This is a genomic window from Diplocloster hominis (genome assembly GCF_032380655.1).
Taxonomy (GTDB): domain Bacteria; phylum Bacillota; class Clostridia; order Lachnospirales; family Lachnospiraceae; genus Diplocloster; species Diplocloster hominis.
The window spans coordinates 237,078-259,855 of sequence record NZ_JAWDIY010000004.1; the positions used below are offsets into that span (position 1 = coordinate 237,078).

General features: G+C 52.0%; 16 protein-coding genes. 1 reads left to right on the forward strand and 15 read right to left on the reverse strand.

The window, feature by feature from the left end; genetic code table 11:
• Window positions 1–3: 3 nt before the first annotated feature.
• The 15 genes from ABC831_RS05800 to ABC831_RS05870 form a co-directional block, all read right to left on the reverse strand.
• A complete protein-coding gene (locus ABC831_RS05800; protein ID WP_343247293.1) occupies window positions 4–936 on the reverse strand; it encodes a dihydrodipicolinate synthase family protein in 933 nt (310 codons plus the stop codon).
• On the reverse strand, window positions 929–4,099 hold the full coding sequence (locus ABC831_RS05805) for a hypothetical protein (protein ID WP_343247294.1): 3,171 nt from the start codon (window positions 4,097–4,099) through the stop codon (window positions 929–931). Before ABC831_RS05805 ends, ABC831_RS05800 begins: the two co-directional genes overlap by 8 nt.
• Before the next feature lie 7 nt (window positions 4,100–4,106).
• Window positions 4,107–5,642: a response regulator transcription factor gene (locus ABC831_RS05810; protein ID WP_343247295.1), complete on the reverse strand. Its 1,536-nt coding sequence runs from the start codon at window positions 5,640–5,642 to the stop codon at window positions 4,107–4,109.
• A 51-nt stretch (window positions 5,643–5,693) separates the two neighbouring features.
• Entirely contained in the window at window positions 5,694–6,809 is a 1,116-nt protein-coding gene (locus tag ABC831_RS05815) for a mannitol dehydrogenase family protein (protein ID WP_343247296.1), read from the reverse strand.
• Window positions 6,799–7,974, reverse strand: a complete 1,176-nt coding sequence (locus ABC831_RS05820) for a mannitol dehydrogenase family protein (protein WP_343247297.1) — start codon at window positions 7,972–7,974, stop codon at window positions 6,799–6,801. Before ABC831_RS05820 ends, ABC831_RS05815 begins: the two co-directional genes overlap by 11 nt.
• A 72-nt stretch (window positions 7,975–8,046) precedes the next feature.
• A complete protein-coding gene (locus ABC831_RS05825; RefSeq protein ID WP_343247298.1) occupies window positions 8,047–9,462 on the reverse strand; it encodes a xylulokinase in 1,416 nt (471 codons plus the stop codon).
• 13 nt (window positions 9,463–9,475) lie between these two features.
• The gene (locus ABC831_RS05830; protein ID WP_343247299.1) at window positions 9,476–11,236 is read right to left on the reverse strand and encodes a sensor histidine kinase; all 1,761 of its coding nucleotides are present in this window, start codon (window positions 11,234–11,236) and stop codon (window positions 9,476–9,478) included.
• A gap of 69 nt (window positions 11,237–11,305) precedes the next feature.
• A complete protein-coding gene (locus ABC831_RS05835; RefSeq protein ID WP_343247300.1) occupies window positions 11,306–12,151 on the reverse strand; it encodes a carbohydrate ABC transporter permease in 846 nt (281 codons plus the stop codon).
• Window positions 12,148–13,026 carry a carbohydrate ABC transporter permease gene (locus ABC831_RS05840; protein WP_343247301.1) on the reverse strand — a complete coding sequence of 293 codons (879 nt, stop codon included), beginning with the start codon at window positions 13,024–13,026 and terminating at the stop codon, window positions 12,148–12,150. The genes ABC831_RS05835 and ABC831_RS05840 overlap by 4 nt, the downstream gene beginning before the upstream one ends.
• 93 nt (window positions 13,027–13,119) lie before the next feature.
• Window positions 13,120–14,493 (reverse strand): ABC transporter substrate-binding protein, encoded by a 1,374-nt coding sequence (locus ABC831_RS05845; protein ID WP_343247302.1) that lies wholly within the window; start codon window positions 14,491–14,493, stop codon window positions 13,120–13,122.
• Between the two features lie 240 nt (window positions 14,494–14,733).
• Window positions 14,734–17,376 carry an alpha-L-rhamnosidase gene (locus ABC831_RS05850; protein ID WP_343247303.1) on the reverse strand — a complete coding sequence of 881 codons (2,643 nt, stop codon included), beginning with the start codon at window positions 17,374–17,376 and terminating at the stop codon, window positions 14,734–14,736.
• Window positions 17,377–17,400: 24 nt separating this feature from the next.
• On the reverse strand, window positions 17,401–18,234 hold the full coding sequence (locus tag ABC831_RS05855; protein ID WP_343247304.1) for a carbohydrate ABC transporter permease: 834 nt from the start codon (window positions 18,232–18,234) through the stop codon (window positions 17,401–17,403).
• Between the two features lie 3 nt (window positions 18,235–18,237).
• Window positions 18,238–19,095, reverse strand: coding sequence for a carbohydrate ABC transporter permease (locus tag ABC831_RS05860; protein ID WP_343247305.1), 858 nt, complete (start codon window positions 19,093–19,095; stop codon window positions 18,238–18,240).
• A gap of 74 nt (window positions 19,096–19,169) precedes the next feature.
• A complete protein-coding gene (locus ABC831_RS05865) occupies window positions 19,170–20,540 on the reverse strand; it encodes an ABC transporter substrate-binding protein (protein ID WP_343247306.1) in 1,371 nt (456 codons plus the stop codon).
• A 61-nt stretch (window positions 20,541–20,601) separates the two neighbouring features.
• Window positions 20,602–21,489, reverse strand: coding sequence for a sugar phosphate isomerase/epimerase family protein (locus ABC831_RS05870; protein ID WP_343247307.1), 888 nt, complete (start codon window positions 21,487–21,489; stop codon window positions 20,602–20,604).
• Between the two features lie 258 nt (window positions 21,490–21,747).
• Here ABC831_RS05870 and ABC831_RS05875 point away from each other — a divergent pair, with 258 nt between their 5' ends.
• Window positions 21,748–22,758: a LacI family DNA-binding transcriptional regulator gene (locus ABC831_RS05875; protein WP_343247308.1), complete on the forward strand. Its 1,011-nt coding sequence runs from the start codon at window positions 21,748–21,750 to the stop codon at window positions 22,756–22,758.
• Window positions 22,759–22,778 lie beyond the last annotated feature (20 nt).

Sequence of the window (22,778 nt, forward strand, 5' to 3'; positions counted from 1 at the left end):
CTGCTATAAATTTTTTGTACTTAGATGGTCCCTGATCCAGTCCGTCATGCGTATGAACTGGTCCGTCTCCAGGATGCAGGTCTCGTTCAGGAGTGCCGCATCCTTGGTTCTGGTCCGTATCGTTTTAAAATTCCCGATCTGCTTCTGATAATATTTCGCGTTGACCGGGTAGACCTGGCGCTCGATGAAGGAGGCCATGGTCAGGAAGTCCGCCAGTGTCCTGGAAGTATCCGGTTCCTGCTTATATTCACGGATCAGCCGCACGTACAGCTCCGGGTGAAAATTCGCCATGACGCCGCTGAAACCGGATGCGCCCAGCCGCAGGGTCTCCAGAAGGGTGGAGGTGTTGGCGTTGAACAGCTTCAGATTCGTTCCGCGTATCACGTCAAGCTTCGCTTTCATGACCCCGATATCACAGCTGGTATCTTTGATGAAATAAAATCTCCCGGTGTTGGCACACCATTTTAACAATGCGGGGGAGAGCACCCGCTTATAGGGATAAGGGCATTCATAGAATCCCAAAGGCAGGTCCGAAGGCAGTTTTTCCAGAAGCGTCTGCAGATTCTGAAGCCAGATCTCGTCGCTCTCCTCCTCCCCGGCCAGCCGGTTGGTGATCAGGATCACCGCGTCCACTCCGGTGGCCGCCACGGCATTTAATTCCGCCGCCTGATCCTTAAGGCTGTCGGAGATATGGCCTGAAGCCACCACCGGTACGCGGCCGGCCGCTTTTTCCTTTACAAAGGATGCGATGTCTACTCTCTCCTTAAGGGACAGATAAAACATCTCGCTGGACTGGCAGTCGGCGAACAAACCGGCCACCCCCGCTTCGATATACCAGTCTACCAGCCTGCCCAGCGACTCATAGTCCACTTCATTTTCCCCGGTAAACGGCGTCAGCATCACCGGCCATACGCCGTCCGCAAATTGTCTATTCATTCTGATCTCCTTTCGTCTGTACCGCCATAGGTTCCACCCAGTATTTCGGAGCGGTTAAAACGCCCATGGGCTCTAATTGATATTCGTAGCACCACTTACATCCTTGCGTCCGCCAGATATCCGGCCCGTACCAGGTCTCAGAGGCGTCTGCGTTGTGGACGGGTCCAAACGCGTTGGCCCGGTTGCCAAAGCAGGTCAGTTCGATCCGGTGGCGGCCGGCCTCTACCGGTCCGCAGTTCAGCCGATAGGGAGCAAAAGCAGTATTTCCCTTCCTCCGTCCATCTACCGCTATCTGGACCAGCGCACCGCGATATTGTGAGGTCTCCACCCAGAGATTCCCTTCCCCGCATTGGATCTCTGCCTCATATGTGAGATTACCGGCATAGAAGGGCAGGCCCTGCACGGTGATATCCCCGTAACAGATCTTCTCCGGCTTTTTAATAATGCAGCTTTGGCTTCCCCGCACCTGTACGCCGAATTCGCCCAGCAGGTAACACCACTCCACATTGGTCTTTCTGCCAAAGGGAATGTGAAGCTCCAGCGTATTAAGGCCTTTCTTAAGCGGCGGCAGCGGTATGGTACGGATATGTTCATCCACAAACCACCCCTCCGGCTTCTGCTCCACAGGCTCCGCGTTCCATGTAATCCGCATCTCTTCCGGCCGCTCTAAGGCCAGGCGCAGGTTAGGTACTTCTGTCTCGCTATGTATCGTAAACCGCAGATGCAGCATGTGTTCCGGTACCGCTTCACCGGATTGTGTCCATGGCTGCGCCAGCGCCTCCATCCGCAGCGGATATCCCAGCTTTTCCCGGAACCGGTTGTCGATCCGCAGGATTTCCTCCTCCGGCTGCCATGGGCCGTCGTCAAAAGCATACGCAGCCATATCGAAAAGCAGTACATTCGGCTCTTCCAGCCGATAGCTCATTGGCTGAGGAAGATATTTTTGATTTTCCGGTTTCCGGTAACAGGGCACAAGCATAGCTCCTGCCACAGGCCGTGGCTCCAGTCTTACCAACAGGCTGTCGTGCTGGGACGCGTACCAGGTTATGCAGGTAATCCCCTGCTCCCTCTTCGCATCCAGCGGATGGATCGATCCGTCCAGTGTATCATAGAGCACCGGATACCACTGGCCTTTCACGCGGATACTCCACTCTTCAGTGAAGGCGATCTGCTCATTCACCGGCTTTTTGCCGTGACACAGGAACAGCCAGCGGGCATCCCCGTCCTGTCTCATCTGGCAGAGCAGGTTCGAGGCTCTCACTCCTGTCTCGAATCTGGTCAGCTTCGTGGGATCCGTACCGTCTACGGCGCGCATATCCACATCCACCTGGCGGTACGGCTCTAACTCTTTGAGCAGATTCGTTTCAAAGAAGGGAATGCGGACACAGCGCCCGGCCAGTCTGGACGGCTCCGGACTGGGCCTGGCGTCCTGATATGCAGCCGGTTCTCCCAGAAAGATTACCTTACCGCCGGCACCGGCGAAGCGGGATAACCGCTCCAGCGTGGAACGGCGAAGTGTCAGGCAGCCGGGCACGATTACCACGTCGTAAGCCATCCGGCCCATGCGGAATCTGCTTTCGCCGGGCTGCTCCTTCTCTTTTGCGAGCAGGGACTCCGAGATGAAATCAAAGTCGATCAGACCGAACAGCAGCCATTCGATCACCTGGGCAAACCCGGTCTCCAGACTTTTGCGCACTTGTGCAGTCTGGCTTCGCGGTCCCCAGTGAAGCCAGTAGGATTCGATTGGATGGATAACCCCCACCCGGACCGATGGTTCCCCTCTGGTAAGCGCTGTATTCAGCCGGGCAAAATGATTCTCAATATAAGGATATTCCCGGTACCACGGAGACTGATAACCGATGCTGGCGGGATAATCCCGCTTGGCTTCCCCTTCCATGGACAGCCAGCATAGATGCGGCACCCGTACCGTTACGCCCAGGGCGGCCTGCCAGTCTCCGGCCAGCTTATGCCCACGGAAATCAAAGCCCCATCCGGTAACTCCGTACAACTCGCTCATCACGCCTTCCCGCCCGAACTGGTGGGCGACACTCTGGGCCTGCTTGGCCGTGGAATACTCCCTGCGGTCGCAGAGCATATCGATGCCGGGAAGTCCGAAGTATTTCAACGGGCGCATGACCTCCCCCACCGCCACCGTCTGCATGTAGAGCGTCCATTCACTCATCATATGGCCGGTCAGCGCGATGTGGTGCGCGCCGCACCATTTCCCGATCTGGTCGCAGAAACTCTGCGCAAACCGTTCGCTCAGATGCCGGTGGTACAGATAGCGGACCCAAGACACCTGATCCCCGCGTTCCCAGAACAGCTCCGGCAGATGCTCCATCAGCGATATCCCGTATTGTTCCCGGAACGTCTCTTCAAAATCGTCGGTGAACGGCAGGATAACCGCCTTTCTCTCAAAAGGGTCCTGCAGCGCTTCTTTATGTCCGGTCTGGGGTTCGTCGGTAAATATAGCAGGGATCGCTTTCCCGAACTCCTCCCCGCACTCCTGTTCATATTTCTCATGGGTGAGGTCCAGGAATCTTCTCACCGCGGACGCATCCAGCGTGTTCAAATAGGCCTGGTTGTTGTACCAGGGGGTGTCACCGGAGATTTCCAGCCATGCGTCCCAGATCTGCGGGCCGTCCGGGGATTCCCCGGGTAGCATCCGGTAACTTTCAAGACAGCCCTCCTGATCCAGTTCCACACGGTACCTCGCCAGATGAACCCGGTCGCTGCTGCGGACCGCCCTGGCCGTCGCCATGAACGCCCGCTGTCCATCCTCCCGTTTAAGCTGCGAAGGTTCAAAGACCAGAAACCGGGAACGGTACTGTTTATCCTTCGTGACCATTCCTCCTGCGCTGCCCGAAGGCCATCGGTCCTCGTCGTACAGCCAGCAGAGCAGATCCTCCCGCTTCGCCTCATTCAGACAATACTTCACATCATCAAAAAATTCTTCCCCCAGGTATTCCGTATCCAGCCCTACCCGGCAGTGGATATGGAACCCTCCCATCCCCATCTCTTTGAGCTTCAGAATCTGCCGTCCCATCAGCTCCTGATCCAGGCTGCAGTTCCAGGCCCAGAACGGCGCCGCGCGGTATTCCTTTGTCGGTGATCGAAATAATTCCGGGTCCAAAGACCCGGTGCGGCTTTTCTCATATAACATGGCTTCTTCAGCCTCCTTTGCTGCGGTTGCGGTACTCTAAAGGAGTACAGCCGGTTTCTTTTTTAAAGATTTTGAAAAAATATTTCGGATTCGCATAACCCACTTCATCGGAGATGCGCTCCACGCTCAGAGCGGAATTCTCCAACAGCTGCCTGGCCTTCTCGATGCGGATATCCGTGACATATTCGTTGAATCCCACTTCGCAGTTTTTCTTAAACAGATTGCTCAGATAGGCGGCGGAGATATAGAATTCCCCGGCCACCGACTGCAGCGTCAGCTTATGCCCGCAGTGGGACCGGATATATTCCAGCACCTGCTCATAGATATCCTCGCTGCGGTACACCGGTCTGCCGATGGAGTGCAGGATCAGGATTACATAGCCCGAGAGCTCCCGCTTCATCTGCTCGATGCTGCTGCAAAAGAGATAGCGGTTGTCGAACACGGCCATGACATCGTCCGTCTCAGTACCTGTGGCCACGGCATACTGGTTAACCCGGTCGATCAGATATCCGCAGGTCTTACCGATATCCCCGATGGTGAACTCTCCCACATCCATATGGGCAAAAAAGCTTTCCAGAATCTGCGGCGCTTTGTCCGGGTGGTATTTCATCTCCAGGAACCAGTCGTCCAGACAGTTCTCGGAGTAAATCAGCTTATTTTTCTCGGCCGGCTCCTGGGCGTTTAAAATCCTGCGCATATCCGTGAGCCTGGCCCGCTTCAGAAGTTTTTCATTCTTCAGCATCAGGCCGTGAAGCTCCATCAGGTTTTCTTTGCAGCGGGAGACACACAGGAACAGCTTCCCCTCCGGCAGGCATTTCAGCAGATACCCGCAGATATGATCAGCCTTGTTCTTCATCTTGGCCTCTCCGATCGGTCCGTATAGGATGATAAAGAACTGGTGTTTTTGCAGCGGATTGGCTACTAAGGCCGCCTGGATATCCGTCAGGATCTCATCGCACAGTTTTCTGGCCGCCGTCATCGCCGAAGGAATCTTCGTGTGTACCGTCACCAGCAGACACCGCTGGTCCAGCCGGCAGCCATACTGGGACAGTTCATCCCTCACACCGTCATCCCAGTGGTTCATCACCGCATTGCGCATCGCGTCCTGCGCTTTTTCATATTCGAAACTGTCTACCTTCTCCTCCAGATGGGATACGCTTTTCCGGTACTCGATCTGGTCCACCGCTTTTTTCAGCTGTTTTTCGATCTCCTCCGTGGAAAATGGTTTCAGGACGTACCCGATCACCCGGCTTTCTATGGCCTGGTTCAGATAGTCGAAGTCCTTATAACTGCTGATCACGATGACCACCTTATCCGGATAATGACGGCCGATCTGGTCCAGGAACTCCACCCCGTCCATCTTGCGCATACGCATGTCCGTGATAATGATATCCGGATCGGTTTTCCCGATCAGCTCCAGGCCTTCCACGCCATTGGCGGCTTCCCCCACGCAGGTCAGCTCCATGGATGTGATGCCGCCTATTTTTTTCAGCAGTCCTTTTCTGATTATGACTTCGTCATCCACGATGATATATCGGTACATGGAAATTGCCTCCTTTGGGTGTCCCTGTTGGGTGTCTCTGTATAAATGCGATTATAAGCCCGTTGCCCCGCTGACAGCCGACTGATAAAAGTCCATAATCTGCCGGTGCAGAGGATCGGAACATGGAATCCGGCACACTTCCTTGAGAATCCGTCCGGCTCCCTGTAAAGCCACCTCCCGCTTCCATTCTTCATCATACGGATACAGCAAAGCGGCGGCGATGGTCTTGGACAATATCCGGGTGTCGCCCCCGTACTTTTGGATGAGTCTGGCCGGACCTGCCAGCCGTTCGTCCACTCCCAGCTTTACCCTGGGATTCCTGGCATTTCTTATAATAGAATCCCGGATAGCCCGGTTCGTGAATTTTTTGAGGGAAGCGGCGGCGAATTCTATCTGGCTCTGCCGGGAATAGCCGTACTCCCGGCAGAGCGCTTCGCCGATCTGCGGATAATACTCCGAAAGCATCTGAAGGATCTGCGGATCGTTGGCCGCATCGGCCATATCCCCGTATCCCATCCGGCTGCCCGGATAGCAGATGATGGCGGAGGCCGCGTTATAGGTGTAGAGTTTCCGGGTCATCAGTGCAGGAAAATCATCCGTATATTCCAGAAAGGGAGCCCAGGGCTCTGTGCCCGTTCTCTGTGTCTGCCCCTCACATATTTGTGTCCCCCGCGGCCGGCCGCAGAACAAGCGGTCGTATTCTTCTGAGCAGATGCCGGCGCCTTCCCCCTCGATCGTGGTGCAAAAAACCGCGGACGGATATAATTCCACCGGATTGCTCCCGCCCAGCGCTTCCTCCATAACCTGCCGGGCACGGCTGCCGTTCTCGCACAGATACAGCCGGGCCCCGGGACTTACCTGTCCGGACAGCCAGCGGCCGGCCGCTTCCAGATTAGCGATGCCTACAGAAACGAAAATGTTCTGCGCTTTTCTTGCGTAATCAGCCGCTTTCGGGTCCTCCAACGTTACCGCGTCGGCCGGGATTATTTCACGGGGACTGCGGCTGCCGTAGTAGGTAATGCGGTAACCGTTCCGGATCTGCCGGATCAATTCCGTATCCCGGTCGATTAAAACGACCGGGAACCCCTGTTCATCCAGCAGTCTCGCCAGGAACCCCCTTCCGGTCTTTCCGGCTCCGAATATCACTACCGGGTTCTCATTCTCCATCCTGAATCAGTCCTTTCTCTCTTAGAACCTCCACCTGCCTTAGGATCATCCCGAACAATTCGTGACTCTGATCCAGGCCGCAGACATCCTGAAGCACCCGTTTGGGGCCGCCTTCCCGCCGCATAGCCTTTAACCGGGCTGCGCTTTCATCTTCCGCAGACGGGCTTTCATAATAGATCGCCGCAGCGATGGACAGACACAAATGTTCCGGTTTTATCCCGTATTCATATCCCATCAGGGCCGGTCCCAGCAGGCGGTCGGATGGGCTTAGCTTGCGGATGGGATCTCTGGCATTGCGCTCCAGCGTATCCACCAGTGTCTCGTTTTGCAGCTTTGCCAGGGAGGTACCCACGAACTCGTACTGCTTTTCCAATGGAAACTGCTGTTTATGGCAGAGCGCCAGGGAGGTCTCCTCGTAGACCCCATGAAGATTTTTTAGAATCCACGGATCGTGGGCAGCCTCACAGATATGCTGGTACCCCATCAGCGTCCCCATATAAGATACAGTTCCGTTGGCCGCGTTATAAGTATAAAATTTCCGTTCCAGAAAACCGTCGAAATCATTCATCAATTCAAATTCCGGAAGCTCCGGCAGCTTCCCTTTGATCTTCGCCGCGTTGACCGGCAGCTTCCAGTAATCCTGGGCGTTGACCGCCAGGGGATCGCCCGGGCATTCGATTCCCGAACGTAAGATCACGGACTCAGCAAATCCCACCCGCTCCTCAAATTCTTTTTCCAGCCCCTGCATCTCTTCCCTGATCGAATTTCTGAGAAGTTCTGCCGGCTGCTGCCAGTTTTCACAGGTGATGACATTGAATACCTGTGTATTTCCGCTCTCCAGGCGGCTTCGAATGGCCACAGCCAGCAGACCGGCCACCTCATGCAGATTCTTTCCGCCCACACAAGTGTAGATCACGTCCGCTTCCCCCACCTTCTCCCGGATGCGTTCCGTCTGGTCATAGCCCAGCACCGGAATTCCCCGGATCGTGGAATCCTTGGCCGGATCACCCAGCACATGGACATGATAGTATCCCGCTTCGTTCAGCATCCTGCCAAACTCCGGGGACTTTTCGATAAAACAGAACTCCTCCCCTCTGCGGTACAAAAGCTGCGCAATGAATCCACGGCCGATCTTGCCGGCCCCTATGATGATATGTTTTCCCATATCTTCCTCCTCAATTCCTTAACAACTGTAACCGGTTCCCTTTCTTTTCATAACACCAGTAACCCGTTTTCTTTATTTCCATAACACCTGTAACCGTTCTATTAATTCCAGATAGATCCCGTAACGGCTTTTCAGCTGCTTGTGTAAATCCAGTTCCGGCTCCACATAATCCATGATCCGTATCTGTTCCTGCGCCGCCTGTTCATAGCTGCCGTAACGGCCGCTGCCGACGGCGGCGCAGAATACGGCCCCCAGAGCCGAAGTATTTTTTTCCTCCACCGTCTCGACCGGGGTATCCAGCATCGACGCTTTCATCCGGTTCAGCTGCCTGTTCACAGACGCACCCCCGGAAGTCCGCAGCGCGCCGGTTCCCCAGGCGTTCATATGGCTTCGGATATGGTACAGGCTGAACACGACTCCCTCGTATACGGCATAAGCCAGATCCTCTGCGGTATGTCTGCTGTGGATACCGTAAAACGTCCCGCTGGCGTTAGGATTCCAGACCGGCGCCCGTTCCCCTTCCAGATAGGGCAGATAGATCGGAGGGTTCCCCTTCAGGTATTCCTCCGCCTTAAGCTCCTGCCGGATATCAAAGGTCCGGAAAGACCAGGCGAGAGAGCGGCCGCTGCCGCTGGTGACTCCGTAGAGTACGTTCCCGTTCACATATGGACTGCTGATCAGCCTGGGGCTTATGTAAAGTTCCTCTGTTATGGTCCCCAGATGCTCCGAGGTCCCTGTAATATCATAATTCTGCCCGGGTCCGGTAATCCCCATCCCGATCAGGGAGGCAAAATAATCGTTCAACCCCGCATATACCGGCGTCCCCTCCCGTAATCCCAGCCTGGACGCGGCGTCCGGGGTTATATGCCCCGCCACCCCAGCGGGATCTGTCAGACGCGGAAGCTGTTCCTCCGGCAGTTGTAAGCGTTTGAGAAGCTCCGGTTCAAAAGCTCCTCTCTTTATATTCGCCAATCCCCTCCACAGATAGGGATCAGAAGTCCATGCACCGGTCAGCCGGTAACAGATATAGTCCTTGGGCTGCAGAAGCTTCCTCATCCGTTTCCATTCTTCTTTTCGGGCATCCTGAAACCATAGGATCCGGGGGACAGGATAAGAGTGCATCCTGGGGCAGGGCATGGATAGATATCGGAGGAATTCCTCCTGCGTACACAGTCCCTGAGCCTTCTCCACCATCTCCCCGCCCTGGGGATAATCCCAGCCGTAGAACGGACTGCGGCTGTTTCCATCGTAAAGGATATAAGAGCAGCTCTGGGATGAGAGTCCCACCGCCTCCACCTGCTTAAGGTCAAGCCTCGCGCCGGCCTGGCCGAAGGCCGCCTCCACCGCCAGCCAGAATCCTTCCGGACTGTTTTCCCGGTATTCTCCGTAATAGGTGCCGCCGTTTCCCTGTAAATCGGTGATCAGCAGCTTCACCGCAGAGGTTCCCAGATCGATTCCTGCAAACATCGGTTCCTCCTGTTCTGTCATGTCACTCTGATGTCTATGCCGGCAGCCGTATGATGACAGCCACTCCCCTGTCCGGCGTACTCTCAATCTCCAGACCGTATTTTTCCGAATAGAGCAGCTGGAGCCGCTTATGGATATTCAGCAGTCCGATGCTGTCGGATTTCTTATCGTCACCGGAGCCCGCCTGATAGATATGGCTGCGGATCCGATCCAATTCCTCTGGTTCCATACCCGCTCCGTCATCCTTGACCGTGATAACCAGCTCCTCATGCTTCAGACGGGCCCCGATCTTAACGGTCCACGGCAGTTCCGTGCCCATTAACCCGTGCTCAATGGCATTTTCCACGATGGGCTGCAGCATGAATTTGAGTACCCGGTGGCTGTAAAGCTCATCCGGGATGTCAAGCTCCAGGGAAATCGCATTGTCGAACCGGATCTCCTGGATTTTGATATATTTGGATATATGGGTGACCTCTTCCTTAAGAGTGGTCTCATCCTCCTCATAATCGATGCTGTAGCGCAGCATGTCTCCCAGAGACTTTGACATCACGGCGATGCTTTGATTCCCCTCGATCTCCGCCAGGCAGTTCATATTTTCCAGTGTATTGAATACAAAATGCGAATTGATCTGCGACATCAGATTTTTCATTTTTGATTTTAAATATTTTATTTCGCCAACATATTTTTCCTGTATCAGCCGGTTGATCTCTTTCATCATGCTCTCAAACCGGTTGTAGAGCACTCCGATCTCATCCTGGCGGTTACAGTATTTCTTCTCCAGATTCACGGTCCCAACCGGGACCTTCTTCATCACATAAGATAATTTTTCAATGGGCCCTACCAGTATCTTCGAGGCGATCACGGAGATTCCCACCGTCAGGACCACCGCCCCCAAAATGATAGCGATCAGATATTTGGTCATCTGGTTATAAAAACCGTAGTATGCTTCCAGGGATATCTCGGATATGATCTTCCATCCGTTAAATGGAATCGTCCCGAACACATAGGCATCCTGCGAAGCGTCTTTATATAAAACCCCCTGTTTCTCACTCTTGATGGTTTCCATCTGCGTATCGCCAAGTACCTGTATATCTCCGGTCCCGTACACCCGGTTCCCCAACCCGTCCAGCACGAAAGTGTCGCTGTTGGGAATGGCCGTATCCTCAATGTCCTCAAAGACATTATCGTTGCAGACGACAGCCAGAATCCCCGTGTCTTTTCCATTCAGGGTGCTGAAGCGCCTGGCCGCCAGCAGCTGCTCTTTCGTGATCCGGGTGTTCTTCGGCTGGAAGGTCTCAAGGATCTGATACTCATCCAGATCCATCAGCCGCTGATACCAGGATTGTTCCTGATAATCCTGTTCCAGGAAATATTCCCTGCTCTTCACGTAGGAATAGACATACCCGCCCTCGGTAAACAGGTAGACTCCCTCCGCATAGCGGTTGTTCTGGATCAGGTTGCTGGATATATAGATGAATTTACGGTAATTCTCCAGCCGTTCGTAATCGTTTAACAGCCGGTCCCCGTTTTCCGTCTCACAGATCGTGAGCACACAGCTGCTGTTGTCGAGTTTGCTGAATATCAGGGAATCCATCAGGGACTGAATGTCCGACAGGATGCTGTCCAGCTTCTCCGTAGCTTTGTCCACCTCGTTCTCCGCGATGATGGAGATCTGCCGGTTGTGAAACTCTTTGTTGCTGTTCAGCGTAAAGAGGAACAGGCAGAGCATCGGGATCAGAAACACCAGCAGCAGACAGGCAAATACTTTTATTCGGATACTATTTCGAAATTTCACGGTCATCCCTCCTTAGGGCACCATTATACCGAATAATTGTTCCCAAAGGAACCGCTGCCTATCCTTTGCCTATCCTTTGATCGCTCCCGCGGTCAGTCCGTCCACAAAATATCTCTGCAGGAATGCATAGATGATCAGAACGGGCAGCGCACTTAAGAAGCAGGCAGCGAACAGCATCGTCCACTGGGTGGCTTTCTGCATATCCCCCAGGAAGGTTAGCATCACTAACGGCAGTGTCTTCTTCTGCGGCGAGGACAGGAAAAGCATCGCCAGGAAAAAATCATTCCAGATCGGCACGCCCTGGGTGATCAGGATGGAGACCAGCACCGGTTTCGTCAGCGGCAGCACCACCCTGCTGTAGGTTTTAAAAGTTCCGGCCCCGTCGATCCGCGCAGCTTCCTCCAGTTCCAGCGGCACGCCGGCTTTTACAAAGTTCGTATACACGAAGATGGAAAATGGGATGCTGATGGTCACGTACAGCAGGATCGGCGCCAGATAGCTGTTGGTCAGGCCCAGTCCCCGCACGATGCTGTAGATCGGAACAATGGACATCTGCGCGGAGATCATCATTCCGGCCAGGAAAAAGATCTGCAGGAAACTGCCCAGGCGGTTGCGCAGCCTGGCGATGGCATATCCGGCCAGAGACGCTACCACCAGCAGAATCGCCGTACTGCTGACCGTAGTGATAATGCTGTTCTTTAAGGAACGGAAATAGTTCATTTTCTTAAATGCAGCCTGATAGCTCTTCAGTGTGAATTCATTGAACAGCTGGAGGTATGAGGTGGAATTATCCGGTGAGCGAAAGGAGCCAGACAGGGCAATCAATAGCGGTGAGAGCATAATCACAAAGAACACAATGACGCAGATGCTGACGATGATTTCCTTTCGGATTGCTTTTTTTCTACTCTTTGTCATGCCTCTGTCTCCTTTCGTTTAAATAAGCACAATACAATCACGGATATAATCAGTATCAATAGGAAGGCTGACGCCGCCAGAGCCTCCGCCAGACCATACTGGCTGTCGATAAACGCGATTTTGTATACCGTATACATCAGCGTGCTGGTGGCCGAACCCGGTCCGCCTCCCGTCAGGGTGAATACGTAGTCAAAGGATTTGAAACCGCTTATCATGCCCAGAATCACGTTGATCATGATGGTATTGGCCAGCATCGGGATCTTGATACGGAATATTTCCTGATACCACTTGCAGCCGTCCATCTTCGCGGATTCCAGCACCTCGCCGGGAATATTCTGAAGACCTGCCAGATAGATCAGCGTCATGGTCCCGCAGTTCTTCCACTGCTCCACGAAGGCCACCGCGATCAGGGCCGTGGCTGAGCTTCCCAGAAAGTTCGGGGCGCTCTCGGCCGCACCGAATATGTCGAAAATATTGTAGATCATCCCGTAATAGGGTGCGAACACATAGCTCCACACAAAGCCCACCACGATCGTGCTGAACAGGGCAGGTATGTAGAATACGGTACGGAAAGCCCCTTTGAGCTTTAACTTCATATTAATGATCATGGCCAGTGTCAGCGCACTGACATTGCCGAACACCACGATAAAAAACGCATAGATAAAGGTATTCTTGATGGCGTTGACCAGCGTCCCGTCCTTGAACAGGTATTTAAAATTCTCAAATCCCACGAAGCTGTAATCACCGACACCGTTCCAGTCGGTAAATCCATAGAAGAACGACATCAGTACAGGCAGAATCCAAAAAGTCACATATAACAGTAATGCCGGAATGACGAAACACAGCAGGACACGGTTTCGTTTGGATTTTAACATCCGGTAATTCCCTCCTTCCCATAGAAAGGGCATTTACGAAGTATGACTTCCTTTCTTCATAGCTTCCATAAATGCCCTTGTTCCCTTATCGCTCTATTTGTTTACCTGCTCGAATTTGCTCTGCATTGCTTCCGCTACATCCGCAGCGCTCAGTTTACCGGAAATCACTTCCTGGAACTTCGCCGCCATCTCATCGCTGACGCCGTCCGGCCATGCATTGTTCAAATTATAGATACTGTTATAATCTTTATACCGCTCCAGGTATTCCTGAATCATCGGGCGGTTGTCCGCCAGGGAATTATGGGCCGGGATATTATCGTTTTTCTCCGCCCAGGCATCAAACAGTTCGGTCCCCTCGGTAAACCAGTAGTTAAGAACCGCTTCGATGGCTGCCTGATGGTCCTCGTTGGCGCTTGCAAAGATTCCTTCCGCCGGTGTCAGGTTGTAGACGAAATCTTTTCCGGCTTCGTTGGACGGAACACAGAACATACCTCTCTTAAAGTTCTCATCCGTAGTCAGGGCTTCGAACCCAAAGCTTCCGTCGAAAATCATGGCCGCTTTGCCGTCGATGAACGCTTGGCGTGCCTGGTCTCTGGAAAGACCCAGGGTATCTTTCATCACATATCCGTCTTTGTAGAGCTGCTCATATTTGCTCAAGGTCTCCACCCAGCAGTCGTCGTTAAAATGGGTCTCCCCGGTGTATAACTGGTCGTCAAAGTCCGGATTGTCCGCATAGATACAGGAAGCACCGATCTGATAGATACCAAACTGGGTTACATAAGACTGCTTGTCACCCATGACGATGGGCGTATAGCCTTTTGCTTTCAGTTTCTCACAGGCATCGATGAATTCGTCCCAGTTCTGAGGAATCCCTTCGATCCCCGCATCGGTAAACATGTCCTGATTATACCAGGTGGTCAAAAAGCTGAGTCCCAGGGGAACCGCATAGGGTTTGCCGTCAAAGGAGAAGGAGTCCACCATATCCTCTCTGAAATCCTTTATGAAATCCATACCGCTCATATCCTTTAAGTAACCGGCTTCCACCAGGGTCTTGCCCTGCTCGCCGGCCCACCACTCGAAGATGTCCGGGCCTTCGCCGCTGGCAAATTTCATCTTGACCGTAGATTTATAGTTGTCGCTGGGAAGCTCTTCCACTTCCACCGTAATGTTCGGGAACTGTTTATGTACCAATTCCGGAAGGATATCTACATAGAAATTCTCTCCCTCAGCCTCACCGCCGGTGATGGTCATCATCGAGAGCGTGACTTCCTCTCCGTCATAGGTAAATCCGCTGTCTGTTCCTGCTGTTTCATCTTCCTTGGGCGTCTCCCCTTTTGCATCGTCTGGGGTGCTCTGGGCCTGCGGAGTCGCTTCCGGCGCCGCGGGCTCTTCCTCTTTGCCGCCGCAGGCCGTCATGGAAACCACCATCGTTAATGTCAATAATACCGCCAACAGTTTCTTCTTCACTTACTTTTCCTCCTTTTGGATGTCATTTCTAACCGGTTATCTGCAGATTTCCTTTGGTGAGATTATATTATCATAACCAATGGTAACTTTTTTTATATACAAAGTAACTTTTTAAAGTTCCCTTTTCCGGATATTTTTCGGTCTCAGTTTTCTCAAAAAGGAAAGAGGATGCCTCCAGGATCTTGAACTCCCGGAGAAACATCCTCTTGTTTTTTACATAGGTTTTCATTTTCACCAAACTCATCCAAACCGCAGCCCGTACCTTCCCGATCCCAAACACAAAGGGGAATCCGACCCGGTCAGGTCCGAATATCTCTCCGGAAGCTCCACCCAGCGCTTCAGACACAAGGGGGAGACGGTGGCGGTGGTATTCGTAGGAATCTCTAGATTCAGAACCACCTCACCCGCCGTGCGTCGCCAATGCACAAACAGCGGGCCGTACATCGTATCCAGTCGGGCGCTGACTTCAGCCAGGGACGGTGGTGTATAAGGGTTAATCAGAATATGCTTATACCCGGGTGCGTCTTCATCAATCCCGATTCCGGCCAGCACGCGGTACATCCAGTCCCCGATGGCTCCATAGGCATAATGGTTAAAGGAATTCATATGCGGATCCCACAGAGTCCCGTTCGGTTTCAGGCCATCCCAGTGTTCCCATATGGTGGTGGCACCCATTTTCACCTGATAAAGCCAGGAGGGGAGATCTTCCTTCATGAGAAGCGCAAAAGCCTCCTCCTCATACCCATTCTGACTCAAAGCATGACAGATATAAGGGGTACCCAGGAAACCAGTAACCAGATGGCCGTCCTCCCGCCGGATCAGATCCGCCAGACAGGCAGCGGCCCTCTCACGGGAAGACACGGGCAGTAATCTGAAATACAGAGCCAGAACATACGCAGTCTGTGTATGGACCTTCAGGTCCCCGAAAGCATCCAAGTAGCGTTCACAGAATCCGGTACTGACAGACTGGTACAGCGCCTGATAAATCCCGGCGTCCGCCCGGTATTCTAACAGGCCAGCGGTCCTCGCCAGAATTCCGGTCGAATAAGCATAGTAAGCGGAGCATACATAATCATTGGGCGTCGCACCGAAATAGCTTCCCTCCTCGGCATCCAGCGCTACCCAGTCGCCGAACTGAAGTCGATAGCTCCAGGAAGGCCCGTCTGCATGGCTTCGCATAAATTCCACCCAGGCTTTCATGCTGTCGTACTGACGGATAAGGATATCAGTATCCCCGTAGACTAGATAGAGAGTCCAGGGTATAATAACGGCAGCGTCCGCCCACCCGGCGGCCGAATGAGTCCCCTGCTTTAAAAAACCCTGGACCGGATATCCGGTGATGATATCCGGTACCACATGGGGTATGCCCCCCTCCGGTGTCTGATCGGCGTACAGATCCAAGAGCCATTTGGCATAAAAAGTATGCGTATCCATAAGAAAACAAGCAGTCCGGCTAAATACCTGAGCGTCGCAGGTCCATCCCAGCCGTTCATCCCGCTGGGGGCAGTCCGTAGGGACATCGAGAAAATTCCCCTTTAATCCCCAGAGAATGTTGTGCTGGAGCTGGTTTAGCATTGGATTGGAACAGGTAAAGGAACCGGTCGGCCTCATATGGGTATGCAATACCTGGGCTTTAAAATTTTCCTTAAGAATCGGACCAGGATAGGACGCCACCCAGATATACCGAAATCCCTGGAAGGAAAAGGACGGGTGGAACCAAACGCCTGTTTCGTCTCGGCAGATATAGGTAATGGTCTGCTTCGCCGTCCGCAGATTATCTGTATAAACATTTCCCAGGGGATCCAGGATCTCGAAGCACTGAAGTTCCACCCGTTCCCCCGGTCTGCCCTTGATATAGAAATGAACCCGCCCGGTCAGATTCTGACCAAAATCGATGACCGTGTCCCCGGCCGGAGTAGTCAAAATTTCCCTGGCTGGAAGCTCTTCCATCACCCGGATTCTGCCGCCACCCTGGGGGGTTAGCCCCTCTTTAGGGAACTTCACAGTACTGACGTTTTTCCAACGACTGTCAGCAGCGAATACTGGCCGGCACCAACCGTCCTGCTCAAGCCTTGCATCGTATGTCTCCCCGTCATAGATATCAGCAGCCGTTACCGGAGATGGGCAGCCCCGCCAATCCGGACCGGTTGCAAACTGCTGGATGGTACCATCCTCATAACGGATTCGCAGTTGACAAAGAAATGCAGTCCTATCTCCATAGATATGAGTCCGGCCGTAGGAGCCCATTCGTCCTTTGAACCAACCGCTTCCCAACATGGCTCCGATCACATTATCCCCCTGTATCAGCAGCGATGTCACATCGTAAGTCTGGCACAGGAGATGCTGGCGGTAGGAAGTCCATCCCGGCGCCATCTCATCTTCTCCGGCTCTTTGACCGTTGATATACAAATGGTACAGGCCAAGCGCAGTGGCACATACATAGGCCTGAACCGGCTTTTTTGTAATACGGAAGCCTCCATGCACATATGTCCCCATAAATTTGGGCACATCCTCCGGCTGCTCCGCGGTGATAAAATCACCGTTCCACTCACCGGCCATTAGGATACCGGTGACAAAGCAGGACGAGGGGCTGAAACCACTATCCTCCCCGCGCTGGCTATACACCCTCACCCGAACAAAATACTTTGTCAGAGATTCCGGGGTAAACCCATCGGCCTTCCGGTTGGCGGAGGCATCCGTCCAAATCTCACCGCTGTCAAAGACCATATGGTAAAAATCCTGATCAAGGGCGATCTGCAGCCAATAGGAGCGCTGCATGGTATCGGGACTATCCGACTCCAGGTACCAGTGAAAGGACAGATCGGAACCGGTACCCACAGGATCGGTGTCGTGATTGATGAATAACTGTTTGATTCGAAACATGGCATTCTCCTTGATTGATGAGATTTATCCCTTAACCGAGCCGGCTACCATACCGTTCACAATCTGCTTATTAAACAGTAGAAACAAAAACAGCATCGGCAGCGTGATCAAAACCACATCGGCAAAAACCAGGTTATAGGAATTTGAAAACATCCCCATGAAAGTATAGAGGGTCAGCTGAATTGTGGAATTCTCCGCTCCCGGCAAAAAATAGAGTGGATTCATAAAATCATTGAAAACTGCCACTGCATTCAGGATGATCACCGTAGAGGTCACCGGTTTAAGCAGCGGGAAAATAATATTGAAAAACATTCGGAGCTTGCCGCATCCGTCGATATGAGCAGCCTCTTCAAGCTCCAGCGGGATACCTGCCATGAACCCCCTGTAAAGCATAACCGTAAAAGGTGTGTGTATAGCCGTCTCAATAAGAATCATGCTGAAAAGCGATTTGTATATATGCAGTGCCTGCATGATCCAGATGGTGGGTAGGATTGCGGGCGGGATCATAAGGCCGGACATAATCAGAAAGTTGATTACGCTCATAGCGCGGCCACGCCGGCGCTGCAGGATATAGCCGGCCATCGAGGCCGTCAGAATCAGCAGGATCACACTGCCAAAGGTCAGAATCAGGCTGTTTTTTAAGGAGGTCAGGAAGAGATAGTCATAGGCCTTTAGGACCTCCAGATAGTTTCTCCATTGGAACACATCCGGGAGTGTAAAATTTAACAGGTTTGCCGCCCGCTGATCCTTCAGAGAGTTCAGGAGGATGAATAGGAAGGGTATGATAAACAGAAAGAACACCGCGATACATCCGATCACATCCCCCAGGAGGCATCTGGTTTTTGCTTTTTTATTCATTCACTACTCCTCCTCACTCTTCATTAGGAATTTCTGCAGCGGGAATGCGATCACGGCGATCAGCAGATACATAATCACATTCCCTGTTGTGGATAATCCGTAATAACCAGCAGCATACTGCTTATAAATAATGGACGATATCACGTCCGTGGCATAACCGGGTCCGCCCCCGGTCATGGCCCAGATAAGTTCAAAGCTTTTCAGCCCGCCGATCAGGGATAATATAATTACGGAGTTCAGGGCGGGCCGGCAAAGCGGGAAAGTAATGTGTTTCAGCAGTTGTAATCCACCTGCGCCGTCGATCTGGGCCGCTTCATAGTAGGTTCGGTCTATAGACTGTATCCCTGCGATAAAAATCACTGTAGCTATACTGATACCTTTCCACACATCCACCCCGATGACGGAGAACAGGGCAATCCTGGTATTACCCAGCCAATCCACAGCCTGGATGCCGAAAAGTCCAAGCACCTGATTGATCAAACCCTTGGAAGGGTGCATTAATGCTTTAAAGGTCAGGCCAACCGCTACCATACTGACCAGATTCGGAAAGAAGATTACGGAGCGCAGAAAGTCCTTTGTCTTAATCCGGCTGGTCAGGAATACGGCCAGCAAAAAAGCGATAACCACCTTGAGTCCGCTGGTCAGGAACGCATAGAGAAATGTATTCTTTAACCCGATATTCAATGATTTTTCCGTAAAAAACAGCTTAAAATTGTCCAGGCCGGTAAAGTTCCAGCTGTCAAAGCTCCAGGTTGTGAAGCTGAAGAAAAAGGACATTAGAACAGGCAGGATAAACATAACCAGGAAAATCACCAGCGAGGGCGCCATAAACCATAGGGAATACTGTTTCTTCTTATTCATCGGTCCCGTTTTCCTCCTTCCTTATTTAAGATTCTTGAACTGGTAAATATATTGGCCGAAGAGGCAGACGGGGATTACTCCCAGTTAAGTCCCAGCTGCTGTGCCTGTTTTTTACAATCTTCATCGTAGGATGCAGCAGCCTCTTTGTAATCAATCTGGCCGGTCACCAATTCTGTACAAATTTCCGTACACTGAGAACCCTTTACCTGCGTAAGGAATTCGGCGGCCAGGCCGGTTTTTCCCGAGTCAAAATAGGACTGCATATCGATCTTAACAGCATCAAACGTATTTTCCGGATATTCATAGTCCTTCACACAATAGGGACCGCTTGGGGGAACCTGCGCGGCATAGGCGTTCAACGCTTCGTCAGAGAGAAAGAATTCCATGAAACGAAGGATTGCATCCTTCTTGTCGGAATTGATATTTCCGTATATGGAATTCGGCATCCAGACTGTCAGGCCATTATCGTCTGCCTGATCGCCGGGGACGGCAAAGACACCGATATCATTGACTTTATCACCATAAAGTTTATAAATGTTGGTCAGCGCCGAAGTTAACATAATCCAATGGCCAGCCTCCCCGTTCGCCATGATTTCACAAGCGTCGTCGTAGGTAGTAGCCAGATAATCTTCGTTATAGTATTTAGCCGTTTCAGCAAGCTTTTCGAAGCTTCGAAGTCCCGCGTCATTGTCCGCGTATTTAGTGGTTCCCGCCTCATAATCTTTGATGAAGTCAGGATCAGCCGCCATCAGATTATACTGATCGCCAAGAAACGGAACCTGAACGGTATAACCGGTTCCCAGAGAACAAAGAACCGCGGTTTTACCGGAAGTCTTTATGGTGTCGCAGTTTTTCATAAACTCATCCCAGGTTTTCGGCACAGTCAAACCCAGCTCCTGATACATAGATTTGGAGTACATTACGGCTCCTGCCTGAGACGGTGCCATGGGGACCCCGAAAACCTTATCGTCGAAGGTGACACTGCTCAGATACGTGCCATCCAGCTTTTCGATGAACGGCTGATCAGAAATATCGATAAAATATTTGGATGGGTTCAAAGAGGCGAACAGGGCTCCTGGGGTATAAACCAGGATATCTGCCAGCTCGTCCGTAGCCAATCGCGTCTTGACGATATTGTCCGTGTCGGTTCCCGCTACAGTATATTCGATTTTCACTGAGATTCCCAACTTCTCCCTGGCCAGATCACAGACAGCCTCCAGACCTTCCAGTGCGCTGTTGCTTCCCACCTGCAAGGTAAGCTCGGTTTCTTGTGCAGCGCCGGTATCCCCCTTCTCGCCGGAAGCCTGCTCATCGGAAGTAGCAGCGGTCTGCGCCGGTTCCTTGTTCTCCTGCGGCAGAGCGGTGTCCTGGCCGGAACAGCCGATCAGCAGACCGGCGGCCATGGTAAATGTGAGACATAATGCGGTAAGTTTCTTGATTTTCATGTTGTGACCTCCTTTAAATTGTATACGTTATCATTTTACTATTCAGGGAAAAACGCCCGGATTATTTGGCGTCCAGCACCCCTTCTCCGGCAATCCTTAAGATTCTCCGGAGTGTATCATAAACACTTTGGACCTTCGGCCTGCAATGTGTTTCGATTGATACATACCCGTCGTAGCCGTCGTGTATCAGGCTCTTCAACTGGCTCTCCCAATCAAGCTCTCCGCGTACGACGTATTCCTTTGATCCATCGGAATGTGTGACGGCATCCTTCATATGTACATGTCCGATCAGATCCCGGATCTGCTCATATCCGGATGGATACGGCTGTTCACCGGCGAAATACGCATTCCCCGGATCCCAGTTAAGCTTCAAATTGTCCGCCCCCACCGATTCGATCAGCTTCCGGGTTCGGGCCGCGGTATCTCCATAACAGATGTGTTCGTTTTCAATCAATAATGTAATATCATAAGGCTTTGCCAGCTCACAGGCCATGGTAAAATATGGGAACAGATAATTCGGAATCTCGGCCCGTGATGCCGCTCCGCCCGGTTTGTTAAAGCTAAAGAGGATGATCTTCCTGCATCCGGTACCCGCGCAGAATTCCAGAGTTCTTGGAAGCACTTCCCGCACCTGATGTTCGATGAACTGTTTCTGCCGTTCTTGCTGTTCAAATTCACAGCGGTCCTGCCATTTCAGAACCGTCCAGCCGTCAAAAACCGGCCTGTGATGATCTGCCTTAAAAATACCTGGGGACACGCATGCCACCTGCAGGCCGTAATCTTCAATCACTTTTTTTACATGGTGCAGGGCATAAGGGCTCAGACTGCCGATGCGCTCCTCTCCCACGCCCCGGATTTCTATGGAAGAAATCCCCCAACCGGCCGCCAATTCCGCAGCGGTTTCGAAATCACTGCTCAATTCGTCTGTAACGACGGATACTTTAAACATTCGCACACTCCTTTCTAAGCCGAACGAGCAAAATGTATACGTTATCATTTTTATATCTGCATTTTATACTCGTTTTCTCATTTTGTCAAACAGAACTTTGATTTTTGACTATAATATCCAAATTTTATTCAAATAATTTGTGCAATTATACGATAATCTACGAAAAATAAGGGTTTTCATATTGACAAAAGAAAAAAATAATGATATCGTTTACATTAAGAGGCGGATTTTTCTGTCTATACAAAGGAGATGAGAAGTATGGCTACAATCAAAGATGTCGCCAGGCACGCGGGTGTTTCCAATGCTACGGTATCCAGGGTAATCCGCAATGAAAATACAGTTACTGATAAAACAAGGGAACTGGTTAACCAAGCAATCCGGGAATTGAATTACCAGCCCAACGCACTAGCCAGACAATTGAAAACACAGTCCACGGGTTTTATCATTGTGGTGGTCCCAGATATCGGAAATACCTTTTTCCATGAAATATTATTCGGAATTGAGGAAAAAGCGGTAAAAAGTGATGCCCATGTTCTGATTGCAGACATGCACAACGAACTGGATATCGAGACCTATTACTTCAATGCGTTGCTTCAAAGGCAGGTGGACGGTGTTATCTCTCTGTCGGCCAACGCTGCCAGGAGTCTGATGGAGAAAGCGGCGTCCAATTATCCGATGGTGGTAGCCTGTCAGTATCTGGAGAACAGCGCAGTACCTAATGTTACCATCGATAATGCATCGGCGTCGCGGGACATTGTACGCCATCTGATCGGCCAGGGCCGCAGAAAAATCGCCCATCTCACCGCAGACCCGAATTTTGTGCTGTACAGAGACCGTCTGAATGGATATCTGACAGCTCTCACAGAGGCAGGACTGCCTATGGCTTTGGAACTGATACGGTACGGAAAGTCCAGTATCCAGTCCGGGTATGAGCAGACTATGAATCTGCTGGACTCCGGCGCACAGTTCGACGCCATATTTGCGGCAGGGGATACGATGGCCATCGGAGCCGTAAAAGCTTTGAAGGCGGCAGGACTTCAGGTGCCGAAGGACTGCGCGGTGGTCGGATTTGACGACATCGAGATGTCTTCAGTAATGGAGCCGGCCCTGACCACGATCCGGCAGCCAAAATACCAGATGGGACAGACAGCGATGGGAATACTGCTGGATCTGATACACGGACGACCGGTGAAAAATCCAAAGGTGATCATGGATTATGAGTTAGTAGTACGGGAGAGTTGCGGAGCGAAGGACCGTACCAGAAGCTGACATGCAGAAAGGATGAAAGA